Origin of the sequence: Nakamurella sp. A5-74 (assembly GCF_040438885.1) — a bacterium.
Taxonomy (GTDB): Bacteria; Actinomycetota; Actinomycetes; order Mycobacteriales; family Nakamurellaceae; genus Nakamurella.
Genome location: NZ_CP159218.1, coordinates 68,094 through 79,424, shown reverse-complemented (window position 1 = coordinate 79,424; position 11,331 = coordinate 68,094). Strand labels below are relative to the sequence as shown.

General features: G+C 65.2%; 11 protein-coding genes and 2 pseudogenes. 8 read left to right on the top strand and 5 right to left on the bottom strand.

What is annotated here, in order from left to right; all coding sequences use genetic code 11:
* Positions 1-405: 405 nt before the first annotated feature.
* A complete protein-coding gene (locus tag ABLG96_RS00380) occupies positions 406-768 on the bottom strand; it encodes a hypothetical protein (RefSeq protein ID WP_353649461.1) in 363 nt (120 codons plus the stop codon).
* 1,012 nt (positions 769-1,780) lie between these two features.
* Between ABLG96_RS00380 and ABLG96_RS00375 the strand changes: the two genes are divergently transcribed.
* The 4 genes and pseudogenes from ABLG96_RS00375 to ABLG96_RS00360 all read left to right on the top strand — a co-directional run.
* The gene (locus ABLG96_RS00375; RefSeq protein ID WP_353649460.1) at positions 1,781-2,128 is read left to right on the top strand and encodes a helix-turn-helix domain-containing protein; all 348 of its coding nucleotides are present in this window, start codon (positions 1,781-1,783) and stop codon (positions 2,126-2,128) included.
* A 96-nt stretch (positions 2,129-2,224) separates the two neighbouring features.
* A complete protein-coding gene (locus ABLG96_RS00370) occupies positions 2,225-3,577 on the top strand; it encodes an IS21 family transposase (protein WP_353649459.1) in 1,353 nt (450 codons plus the stop codon).
* A gap of 55 nt (positions 3,578-3,632) precedes the next feature.
* The gene (gene istB / locus ABLG96_RS00365) at positions 3,633-4,463 is read left to right on the top strand and encodes an IS21-like element helper ATPase IstB (protein WP_353649458.1); all 831 of its coding nucleotides are present in this window, start codon (positions 3,633-3,635) and stop codon (positions 4,461-4,463) included.
* A 32-nt stretch (positions 4,464-4,495) separates the two neighbouring features.
* Positions 4,496-5,203, top strand: a pseudogene (locus ABLG96_RS00360) (IS630 family transposase); the annotation flags it as partial.
* Here ABLG96_RS00360 and ABLG96_RS00355 read toward each other — a convergent pair.
* Positions 5,200-5,562, bottom strand: coding sequence for a hypothetical protein (locus ABLG96_RS00355; RefSeq protein ID WP_353649457.1), 363 nt, complete (start codon positions 5,560-5,562; stop codon positions 5,200-5,202). The pseudogene ABLG96_RS00360 and the gene ABLG96_RS00355 sit on opposite strands and share 4 nt — an antisense overlap.
* A gap of 401 nt (positions 5,563-5,963) precedes the next feature.
* Between ABLG96_RS00355 and ABLG96_RS00350 the strand changes: the two genes are divergently transcribed.
* The 3 genes from ABLG96_RS00350 (at position 5,964) to ABLG96_RS00340 (ending at position 8,690) form a co-directional block, all read left to right on the top strand.
* Positions 5,964-6,608, top strand: coding sequence for a GNAT family protein (locus tag ABLG96_RS00350; RefSeq protein ID WP_353649456.1), 645 nt, complete (start codon positions 5,964-5,966; stop codon positions 6,606-6,608).
* Positions 6,609-6,975: 367 nt separating this feature from the next.
* Positions 6,976-7,326 (top strand): hypothetical protein, encoded by a 351-nt coding sequence (locus ABLG96_RS00345; RefSeq protein ID WP_353649455.1) that lies wholly within the window; start codon positions 6,976-6,978, stop codon positions 7,324-7,326.
* Positions 7,327-8,015: 689 nt separating this feature from the next.
* Positions 8,016-8,690: a hypothetical protein gene (locus ABLG96_RS00340; protein WP_353649454.1), complete on the top strand. Its 675-nt coding sequence runs from the start codon at positions 8,016-8,018 to the stop codon at positions 8,688-8,690.
* Here ABLG96_RS00340 and ABLG96_RS00335 read toward each other — a convergent pair.
* A pseudogene (locus ABLG96_RS00335) lies at positions 8,668-8,918 on the bottom strand (hypothetical protein); the annotation flags it as partial. The gene ABLG96_RS00340 and the pseudogene ABLG96_RS00335 overlap by 23 nt on opposite strands.
* 27 nt (positions 8,919-8,945) lie before the next feature.
* A complete protein-coding gene (locus ABLG96_RS00330) occupies positions 8,946-9,398 on the bottom strand; it encodes a MerR family transcriptional regulator (protein WP_353649453.1) in 453 nt (150 codons plus the stop codon).
* 86 nt (positions 9,399-9,484) lie between these two features.
* Here ABLG96_RS00330 and ABLG96_RS00325 point away from each other — a divergent pair, with 86 nt between their 5' ends.
* On the top strand, positions 9,485-9,634 hold the full coding sequence (locus ABLG96_RS00325) for a hypothetical protein (RefSeq protein ID WP_353649452.1): 150 nt from the start codon (positions 9,485-9,487) through the stop codon (positions 9,632-9,634).
* 375 nt (positions 9,635-10,009) lie between these two features.
* Here ABLG96_RS00325 and ABLG96_RS00320 read toward each other — a convergent pair whose 3' ends face one another.
* Positions 10,010-11,233 (bottom strand): IS4 family transposase, encoded by a 1,224-nt coding sequence (locus ABLG96_RS00320; RefSeq protein WP_353649451.1) that lies wholly within the window; start codon positions 11,231-11,233, stop codon positions 10,010-10,012.
* Positions 11,234-11,331 lie beyond the last annotated feature (98 nt).

Here is an 11,331-nt window from a genome sequence, read left to right as displayed (position 1 = left end):
CGGGCGCCGAGATGACGGCAGGTGGGTGGCCGGCCAGAACCAGTTCCACACGCTGACGGGCTCGTCAACCCAGCTATGCGGGCGCGCGTCTCGGGTAGGGATCGCTTGTTGAGACAGGTCTTTAACGGATCGGGAGAGCTCGAACCAGGGTGTTGCCTCTATCGCTCAGACGATCACAAGATGTCACCAACCCCGCTGCCAGCCTGGCCACGCACTCCGCCCGCATTCGGGACTGTGATCTTGCGTGCGCCTACGGAAGCAGACATCGAGATGCTCCGTGATATGTCGTCGGACCCTTACATCCCCGCGATCGGGACATTGCCGGGCAGGCCGACCGCCGGGCGGGGAACAGAACGGACACCGGTCTGGGAACCGTCACGCAGTTCAGCGGGACTGGGATCTGAGTCAAGAGCAAGGCCCAAGTCCGTCGAGGACGACACCGATAGCCATGAACTCCGGTCGGTCGTTGACGGTCCACATCGCCGCGGTTGTGGATCGGGCACGAGCTGCAGCCAGCAGTCTCTTGGCGGTAGGTCCGGTGACGGTCACGCAGCCCCCTTCCGAACGATCCAGCACCTTCTGGACTTCCGTGGTCACGGGGACCGGCCAGACCGGAGCACCATCAGGCGATTCTCTGGTCACTGGGTTGGCGGGCTTGACGATGGACACGCTGGTCGGTGTCCACTCAGTCGAAGCCGGAGTCATCGCGTCGACGGCGGCGATTACAGCCGCGAGATCCCGCCGGCCGGTTCGCTGCTCGTCGGGCATCCCGTCCACGTCGACATGGATCGCATCAGCGGCGACGGCCCGGTGGGATCCGTCTTGGGCGGTGTACTCGAGCACTGTCAATCCAGCGTCAGCCGCCCACTTCGCGCGACCCATGTAGACCTTGGAAGCTGGCGTGCTCAGGTAACTCTCGACTCGAGAGCGGATTGCGCTTAGGTCGACGCGGCCCTGTTTGAACGATGGCACGGGCTCGCAGTACTGGCCCAGGTTGTCAGGATCGGCGGCTCGGAAGACGCGCCCGTCTGCGTAGATGACCAGTTGCGGGACGACGGTGCGTTCTTCGGCGCAACCTCCCCCGGTGGTCTCCCGCCGAACGATTACGACCGGCTGCTCCGACGGAGCGCCCGGCGAGGGCGAGGAGGTGGCCGACGAGGTGGGTAAAACCCCGTCGCTGCCTGTACCGGGACCGGAACCTGATGCGGCTGACGGAGGAGCTACGCCCGCTTCTTGTTTGCTGGCTGAACTGCCACTTTCGCTCCGTGCACATGCGGCCATGCACAGCGTCAGCGCGAGCAGGGCGGCCGCACCCCGAGCAGTGACCCGTCGGCGGTAGCTGGAGGGGACGTCGGACTGGCTGGAGTTGCTCATCGGCGTCCTATCGGTCGATCCGCCACGGTGTTGGTCAGACGGAACAGTTGACGTCCACCGTTGCACCGATCTGCGTGATCACCTCCGGCTCCTCCCTGTCCTTGATCGGATTGCAATAGACAGCGTCCCGAACCCGTCCAGAACGGCCTCCACACCGGCAGCACCGCGTCGGCCGCAGATGCCGACAGTTAGCGTCTCGGGTAGGGATCCAGATGAGACCACTTACAGCAGGGGATAGCTGGGTGTGGCGGCGGCTGGTGGGGGGCCTGTGGCTCAAGGCAGTTCCCTCCTAGTGTCGCGTGTCGTTAGTTCCTAAATGGTTGCTGGGCTGGGATGATTCGGGGATGGCGAATTCTCCGGCTCCGGCGTTGGTGCTTCGGGATGGCGATCTGGATGTGTTGGTGTCGTGGACGCGGTCGACAGTGATGCGTGCGGGGCTGGTGGCGCGGGCCAGGATCGTGTTGTTGGCTTCGCAGGGGGTGGCAATGCGCGGATCGCCGTCGAGGTCGGTACGACGACCACTTCGGTGTGGAAGTGGCGCAGTCGGTATGGCGCTTCTGGTCTTGACGGGTTGGTCGATGCGCCGCGGGCGGGTCGACCCAAGGAGGTTGATGACGAGCGGGTGATCGCTGCGACGTTGACGGCGCCGCCGAAGAAGCTCGGAGTGACGCACTGGTCCTCGCGGTTGCTGGCGGATCACCTGAAGGTGGGGAATGATGGCGCTCAGTTGAATCTCCCCAGTCCTGCTTACTGAAATTCCCCACCTGTGTGGCTCCCGCACATGCGGCGGGTCCCCCTCGATGCTGGCGGTCTCTGACCACGCACCAGCTGGCCGAAGGGGACCCGCTTCATGCTCACACAGGAGGACGACGTGGACATTCATGCACTACGAAAACGGGGTTGGACGATCTCGGCGATCGCTCGGCACGTGGGCCGGGACCGCAAGACGGTCCGGGCCTACCTCAAGGGCGAGCGCACGGTCGGGGTTCGCGCTCCGGCCGGTGAGGACGCGTTCGCCCCGTTCGTCGACTACTGCACTGCCAGGCTGCTCGAGGATCCGCACCTGTGGGCTGTCGCGCTTCACGACGAGGTCCGCGCACTGGGCTATGAGCGGTCCTATCCCTCCTTCACTCGCGTGCTGCGCCAGCGCGGGTTGCGGCCGCCGTGCGAGCCGTGCCTCCCGGCGAAAGGTCGGCCGGTAGCGGTCATCGAGCATCCGGCGGGTGAGGAAACCCAGTGGGACTGGGTCGAGCTGCCCGACCCGCCGGCCCACTGGGACGGCTACGGCAAACGCGCCTACCTGCTGGTCGGAGCGCTCGCCCACTCCTCGAAGTGGCGCGGCGAGTTGTGTGAATCGATGGACCAAGCGCAGCTGGCCGCTGCGCAACACCGCATCGCGACGGCGCTCGGCGGCATCACCCGCGATTGGCGCTTCGATCGGATGGCCACCGTGGTCCATCCCGGCACGGGGGTCGTGACGGCCAGCTACGCGCAGATCGCGAAACACTTCGGCGTTCGGGTCCGGCCCTGCCCACCCCGCCGCGGTAACCGCAAAGGCGTGGTCGAAAAGGCGAACCACTCCGCGGCGCAACGCTGGTGGCGCAGCCTGCCCGATGAGCTGACCGTCGCGCAGGCCCAAGCATCCCTGGAACAGTTCTGCCAACAGGTCGCCGATCAACGAGGCCGCACCGATGCGGACGGAAACCGTTGCACCGTAGCTGATCTCGCCGCCCGCGAACCGCTACGCCTAGTACCCGCTGCTCCTCCGATCGCCGTCATCACCGCGCAGCGGAAGGCCTCCGCGCAGGCCCTGGTGTCCTACCGGGGCAACACCTACGACCTGCCACCTGCCCACGCCGGACAACTGGTCCGCATCACCCACCGACTCGACGCCGCCACCCTGTCCATCACCACCACCGCCGATGTCACGATCGCGGTCCATCACCGCCGACCCGATGGCGCCGGCGCAACGATCCGCACCGAAGCGCACATCACCGCGTTGAACACCGCAGCCCTGGCCGCCTCGAGCCCCGCAGCGCCACACCGATCCAAACAACGGATCCCACCCGGCGCCGCAGCCCGAGCCGCCGCCGACATCCTCCGCGGCGCCACCCCCACCGCCGACCCCGCACCAACAACAGCAACTGTGATCGATCTGAACCGCTACGCCCAAGCCGCCGCCCGCCGCCGCACCCTGCCATAACTGATCCTGCCCAACCCCGGCATCCACCGAAAACCGTTGAAGGGAAACAACTGTCATGACCGCAACCTCTGAAGCCAGCCGCTACCAGCAACTCCGCGACCACCTGACCTACCTACGACTAGCCGACGCCGCCGCAGCTTTGCCCACCGTCCTGGACGGCGCGAAAGACGGCCAGCACAGCATCACCGCGACCCTGGAACACCTGCTGCGCATCGAAGTGGAGGCCACCGAAACCCGGCGTCTGACCGGTCGGCTCCGCTTCGCGAACCTGCCCACCCAAGCAACCCTGGAAGACTTCGACTACGACGCCCAACCCGGCGTCGACCCCGAACTGATCCGCGACCTCGCCTCCAACCGATACCTCGAATCCGGAACGAACATCCTGCTCATCGGCCCACCCGGCGTAGGGAAAACCATGCTCGCCGTCGGCCTGGCCCGCAAAGTCGCCGAAGCCGGACACCGCACCTACTTCACCAACGCCGCCGACCTCACCGCCCGCTGCCACCGCGCCGCCATCGAAGGCCGCTGGGCCACCACCATGCGCTTCTACGCCGGCCCAGCAGCCCTGGTCATCGACGAACTCGGCTACCTACCCCTACCCGCCGAAGCCGCCTCATCCCTGTTCCAAGTGGTCAACCAGCGGTACCTGAAATCCTCGATCATCATGACCACGAACCGGCCCGTCACCGAATGGGGCCAAGTACTGGGCGACAACACCGTCGCCGCAGCACTTCTGGACCGACTCCTGCACCGAAGCGTCGTCATCGACATCACCGGCGACAGCTACCGCCTCCGCGACCACCAAGCCCGCACCGACAACCTCCGACGCACAGTCCAACCCCCCTCCGCTACAATCCCACGGTCACCAGATGGCCAATTTCGATGAGCAACCCTGGGGACTTTCGGCGAGCGGCATCAGGGAACGCGACGGTCGCGCGCGCGTGGCGGAAGTACGGGGTGCAGCCCTGGCGCAGCGGGACGTTCAAGTTCTCCACCGACCCGGAACTGATCGGGAAGGTCACCGACGTTGTCGGGCTGTATCTGGCGCCGCCGGACAACGCGATCGTGTTGTGTGTGGATGAGAAATCCCAGATCCAGGCTTTGGACCGGACCGCGCCGATGCTGCCGGTCCGGATCGGCGATGTCGAGAAACGGACCCATGACTACAAGCGGCACGGTACGACGACGCTGTTCGCTGCGTTGGACATCGCGACCGGGCATGTCACCGGTGCGGTCAAGCCCAAACACCGCCGGCAGGAGTTCCTGGCGTTCCTGCGTCAGTTGGAGCGGGCCTACCCGGAGCAGGAGCTGCACCTGGTGATGGACAACTACGCCACCCACAAGACCCCCGAAGTCAGGGCCTGGCTGGACAAGCACCCGCGATTCCACCCGCACTTCACCCCGACCTCGGGGTCGTGGTTGAACCTCGTCGAGGTCTGGTTCGGGATCATCGACAAGCAGGCCATCCGCCGCGGCGTGTTCACCAGCGTGCACGACCTCAACGGGAAGATCCGCCAGTTCATCATTGGCTGGAACGATCGGAAACACCCATTCGTGTGGACCAAAACCGCCGGCGAGATCCTCAGGAAAGCGAACCGTCAACCAACTTCAGAAACGCGACACTAGAACCAGATGACAGAACCCCACCCGTATCGGATCTGACCCATGACGAACATGGCGGCAACGACGAAAACGCTGGCTACAACCAGGAACACGACGGGTCGGGGAACGCTTAAATGCCGCAACCGTTCGACTCGCTGTGCCCAAACCAGCAGTGCGAAGCCGGCAACGGTGAACACAAGTAACCAGGGTGAGGCGAGCAGAGCGAATGACGCGAGGATCCCGGAGTCATCCGCAGCTATGCACAGCACACCGATTGCACCAAGCAGAACGGCGATGGACGAGAAGAGGCCAGTGAACAGCGTCGCCCACGATGGCCCGTAGGCGACGTCGTCGAGTTCTACAGCCTGGTCCTGGGTCGTCATGTGGTCTCCGCTCGGCTCGGTTGCCAAAGCATAGGGCCAGCCACACATGAGCGTCCCGCATTCGCGAGACGGTTCAAAGTTGCCGTGGACCGAGCTTACGGAGGTACACGGCAGCCCGGTCTCGGATGATGGCAACCTCGAGCTTCGGCATCTGAACGCGGACGGCGCAGCTTGAGCCCCCTGCCAGCGCTCGTTGGGGTCTCGGTGACGGCCTCGAACTCCTGGTGGTTCATCCAGAGTTCTCGTCGAGAGCGACGGTGACCCCGTCTCATCTGACGATCCTCTGTTGAGACGGGACGGAGTCGTCTTGGTGTGCGCTATTCGGCGTGCGCATGGGGGTCGACTGCGGGTTGGATCGATATCGACCACCGGCATCTCCCAACGGCAGGACGTGTACCTCAATGACCCCGTACCCCTTCCTTGACGTCAGTATCCACACCCCGACGTTGCAGTTGCATGCTGCGACTGACGCACTGTTGGCCGAGCTCAGCGACGCTGTACGGGACGGCAAGGCATCAGCCGAGCCCGTGCCCTATGACGACCCGATGTCGCTCTACGAACCTGACGCCGATCTGCGGGTGGCCAAGTGGATGCAGGGAATTTGGCGCGGGAGGGGCGCGCTCAGCGCACAGTTCTGGCGGCTGTACTTCGTGGTCATGGTGGACGGCAAACCAGTCGGCATGCAGGACCTCATCGGTACGAGCTTCTCGACGTTCGGCACGGTGGCGACGTTCTCCTGGGTGTCGGCCGACCAGCGCCGACTCGGAATCGGTCACGAGATGCGGGCGGCGGTCCTCCACCTGGCGTTCGACGGGTTCGCCGCGACAGAGGCACACAGTGAAGCCTTCGTCGACAACCACGGCTCCAACGCGATTTCTCGCAATCTCGGCTATGTGCCCAACGGTGTCGAGTGGGCCACCCGCCAGGACAATCCGGCCCTGATGAACCGGTGGAGACTCACCCGTGACAACTGGGCGAGCCAGCGAAGACAGGACATCGAGCTCTACAACATAGATCCCTGCCGAGATCTCCTGGTGCGCTTGTGAACGGGCCTGCTCAGCGCCCGGACCAACTGCCGGCTGAGGTCCTGGACGATGTGGCCAGGACGCTCGGGGCCGAGGTCACTCTTCCCAGTCGCCTACCTGGAGGCGTCAATGGGGGTGCCGTGTGCATCCAGTTAACCGCAAGGGCACATGCAGTACTCAAGGCAGTGCCCCGGGCGCACGGTTGAGTCCTGCAGAGTGGTGTACGACAACGATGTTGCTGGTGAGCGTGTCCTGCTGAGGTAGGCGCGGTTATTCCACCCCCGCCTGGCTCGGATTTGGGGCAACAGCCACTCATCTATGGCATGTGATGGACTTCGTTGACGCGGCTCCCGCGCCAGAGCTGACCCCGTCCCTCGTTGAGCAGCTGATGCAGATCATCGAGATGCAGGCCGACCAGGCCTCCGAGCCCTTCGACCACTGGTCGTACGCCTGGCGGGTAGCCACCGGTCAGGAATCGGCTGTCGCCGGGCTGGATTTGAACGAGACGCCGGAGCAGTCGCGGCTCCGCCAGTCTGTTGCCAGGCTCTCGGGGTATTCCTCCGTGGTGTCGGCCTTGGTCGAGCGCCTGCGGCTCGTGTGCGCCGACGCCCCACGACCACGAAAGGCGCCTGACATGGTCCACGCCGATCTCTCAACCCCCAGCAATGTCCTGGTCCGTGACGGAGCAGTGGTGGCGGTCGTGGATCGGGAACGCAGGGAGCGGCACGCGGGCGACTGACCTGACCACCCTTATGTGGTACACCTTCCACGATCCGCTGCTGGACGGTGTCCGAAGGCAGCTGTGGACGAGAATCCTCGACCTAATCGGCTGGGAAGGGGCAACCGTCCTCGCAGCGGCACAGACCTTCCACATGCTTGAGATCCCCATCCGTCACGGGCGCCACGCTGACGTTCCAGAGGTGGTCAAGCGCGGCCATCGCACCCTCGACGAGCTGAACGCGTTTCGCTAGAGGCCGGCACTCTGCCCACGCGTAACCGTCTCAGTAGACGATCCGCTTGTGAACGAACTTGTTCGGCCTCAGTCGGGGATTGGCGGGTTGCCGCTGGGCTGGCCGAATGCCGCTCGGAACCTGTCGGTGAAGCGGTTGATGTCTGCCAGTGCGGAGTGCGGGGCCCGGGCCCATTCCGCGGTCTTGACCGTTCGATACTTCTTCGGCGCGCCCGGCCATCGACCCACCAGATGCGCGTGCAGGTGGGGAACAGCGTCGCCGTAGACGCAGACGTAGACGTGATCGCATCCGACGGCGCGCAGAGCTTCCGCTTGGCCCGGAGGCCACCGTCTGATGAGACCAGGTCCCGAGGAGTGATGATTTGGTCATGCGAACGGATCCAGCTCGGCGGAGTTCATCGGCCCCGTGGCCAGGTGTTGAACTGAGGAGCTTGGCCGTGGAGTGCGATGGTCGCACCGTGCCGGCCGCGGCGTGGTTGCCGACGGCGGGGTCGCTCACCCGCCGTGCGGTCATGCTGGGCCATGGTGGGAGCGGAGACAAACACAGTGCGCGCAACCAGCGCCTCGCGCGCCTTTTGGCCGCCGCCGGGGTGATCACGATGGCCATTGACGGCCCCTACCACGGTGACCGCATCGAAGTACCGATGTCGCCGAGCGAGTATCAACGAGCGATCATCGATGAAGGGGTCTCTGCAGTCACCGCGCGGATGACCACCGACTGGCGCGCCGCCCTGGCCGCTCTGCGCCAAGCTGATCTGATCGACGCGGAACCGGTCGGCTACATAGGCGTGTCCATGGGCGCTCGGTACGGGCTTCCGCTGGCTGCCGCGCTCGGCGATGAGATGGGAGCTGTCGTACTTGGCTCGTTCGGACTCCAGCAAACGCCGCTCATCGACCCACGTCTGCACGACACAGACGGGATACTTCAAGCTGCCCAAGCCATATCCGCCCCAACGTTGATTCACGTGCAGTGGGACGACGAAGTGTTCCCGCGGGCAGGTCAGTTCGATCTGTTCGGGCGCGTCGGTGCTCACGACAAACGGCTGCTCGCATACCCGGGGCTGCACGCCGGGGCACCTCCCGAAGCCGAGCGCGATTGGACTCAGTTCGTCATCTCGCGCCTCGTAGCGTGATCCAGTACCGGGTAGGGATCGGCGGCGGTCTATCGGTCGTTTTCGTCACCGTGCGGATGTACGCCGAGGCAAGGTCATGAGTTCCTGGTTGGGGGATTTGATCGTCGCGGAGGGGGCGGACGGCGTTGATGTCCTGTCCGGCGAGGTCGTCGACGTCCCAGTCTTCGTAGTGTTTCCCGGGAAGATGGGGCACGTGTCGCCGCACCACCCCCGCCCGACGACACCGTCGACGAACTGCGCTTTGGACCTGGGGGTTCAAAGCCAACCGGCCGTGGTGGCACCTTCGATCATCGGGCAAACCCCACCCGCCGCACCGCCTCGGTGACCGGCCGGATCGGCGACAATATGGTCGGTACGGCGTGCTGCGACCAGTGTTCGGCGCAGCTCCCCCAACTCGCGCAGTGTGTGGTCGATCTCGGCGATGCGATCGTCGAGTAGTTGCCCAGTCCGCCCGCACGGCGCTGCTCCGCTGCGATGGGTGGCCAGGATCTCTGCAGCCGCGTCCAAACCCAACCCCAATGAGCGGACCCGGCGGATGAAGCGCACCGTGTCCACGTCGGACTCGGTGAAGACCCGGTATCCGGCCGCGGTTCGTGCCGCCACCGGCAGCAGCCCACGGGCCTCATACAGGCGCACCGCCTTCGCGCTCACCCCCGCCGCCCGCGCCACCTGACCCACCGTGAACATTCCGACCTCTTCCCGAGCCACGCAACCTCATCCTTGACGTTATCCCAAGGGCAAGGTTCTACCGTTGATCGTGGTACCAAAACCCACACCAGCATCAAGGAGGCATCATGGCGTTCCGCGAAGGCCAGATCTACCGCTGTGTCGATCCCGGCTGCGGCTGCGAGGTCACCGTCACCAAGAGCGCGCCGCCGGACTGTCCCGGCACCGCCAACCCCACCTGCTGCTGCGGCAAGGAGATGACCCAAGTCTCTGACTGAACGCCGCTCGACCGGTTCATCCCGCCCTGAGCATCATGCCCCGGGTCGAAGCGCAGGGCGGGAGTTCATGTTGTCGAGGCGGGCCTCACCCGTAGGCAGGTGTACTCAGAACAAGTGGGCCCTGTCAGCTCGCGCCCGCCGACGTAGACCAGGGCGGACTGCAGCGGGTTAACCCCAATACCGTTCAGTTAGTGTGGGCTGGTGGTGTAGATCGGCGAGTGTGTGGGCTGTGGCCACCGGGTGTGGTGGCCGCGTTTGACGTGCCACTTCACGTACTTGCGCTTGATGACTCGTGGGTTCGCTCGCTTGCGCCGGCCGGGGTTGAGGCGGCCGGTGAGCCGGTGTAGGAAGGTCAGCCAGCTGCGGTGGCAGGCGTCAGGGTCGCGAGGGGGAAAAGTCGCCCTGGTGGGCGATGGACTGGCGGGTGATCCGGAGCGCGGCAACGAAACTGACCCGGTCCGGGTCGTGACCGGCGTGCGCGGCGGCGTCGGTCATCAGGGATCGGATCGCGTAGTGGCAGCACAGGTGGCCCCAGATCTCCTGGAGGACCAGATCGGGCGACTTCGAGCGCAGCACGGTGCGGGGTCCGCGTTGGTGGGTCTTGAGTTCGTCGAACGCGACTTCGATCTCCCACCGCTGGGTGTAGGCCGCGGCGAGGTCAACTGCGGTGACCTCGTCCGGATCGAGCATCGTGGTGAACAGCCGGTACCCGGTGGGATTGTCTCGTCCGTCGTCGATGGTGTAGTCGATGACACGGATCTTCATGGGCTCTGCGCGGCGTGCCGCGGCGGAGTGTGTCTGTTGCAGGTGGGCCAGCCAGGAACCGTCCGGGAGGTCCTGCAGGTGTACGGGTTTCGGCCCAGCCTTGTCCGTTCGCACCCGCCACAACAAGTCAGCTCCCGTAGCGGACGCGGTGCGCCACAACGCATAGGAGAAGAACCCGCGATCTGCGGTGAGTAGCATCCCCTTCTCCAGCCGGTTCAGCAGCGGCACGGTCAGCGCGGCCTCGGACTCGGCGTACACCCCGACGTTCGCCGCGAATATCGCGTGGGTGCCGCACTCGGCCAGCGCGAGGACCCTGGCCATCGGAAAGGCCGCCTGCTCACCCTTGTTCACCCCCGCCCTACCGAAGTAGTCGGCATTCACCGGCGTATCGGCCACGTCCAGGCAGGTGCCGTCGATGGCCACCAGCCGCCGCCCTGCCAGCCACACCCCCGGCATCGCCTCAGTACCCAGCGGCACAGCGACCCGCTCGAACAGCGCCGCCAACGGCTCCGACCCCAACCGGGCCCGCGCCTGGAAGATCGCGGACTTGCTCGGCGGTTTGAACCTCTGCTGCCAGCCCGACACCCAGGACAGGCCATCAGTGAGCTGCGCCAGCACATCCTCATAGGAACCCTCGGAGTACAACGCCATCCCGATCGAGAAGTAAGCCATCACCCGCGCCGGCAACGATCTGTGACGCTGCTCTGTCCGCCCCGCCGCAGCCACCACCTCATCAACCAAATCCGGCGGGAACACCCGAGTCAACACCCCAACCGACACCAGATCCGACAACCGACGATCCGACTCCGGCTTCACCCACCCAGCACGCGGCATACCGCCACCCTACAACAACCGCAACCTTAACTGAACGGTATTGGGGTTAACCCCGGTCTTTCATAGCTCTGCTGATGGGTTGTGAAAGGTGTTGCGCG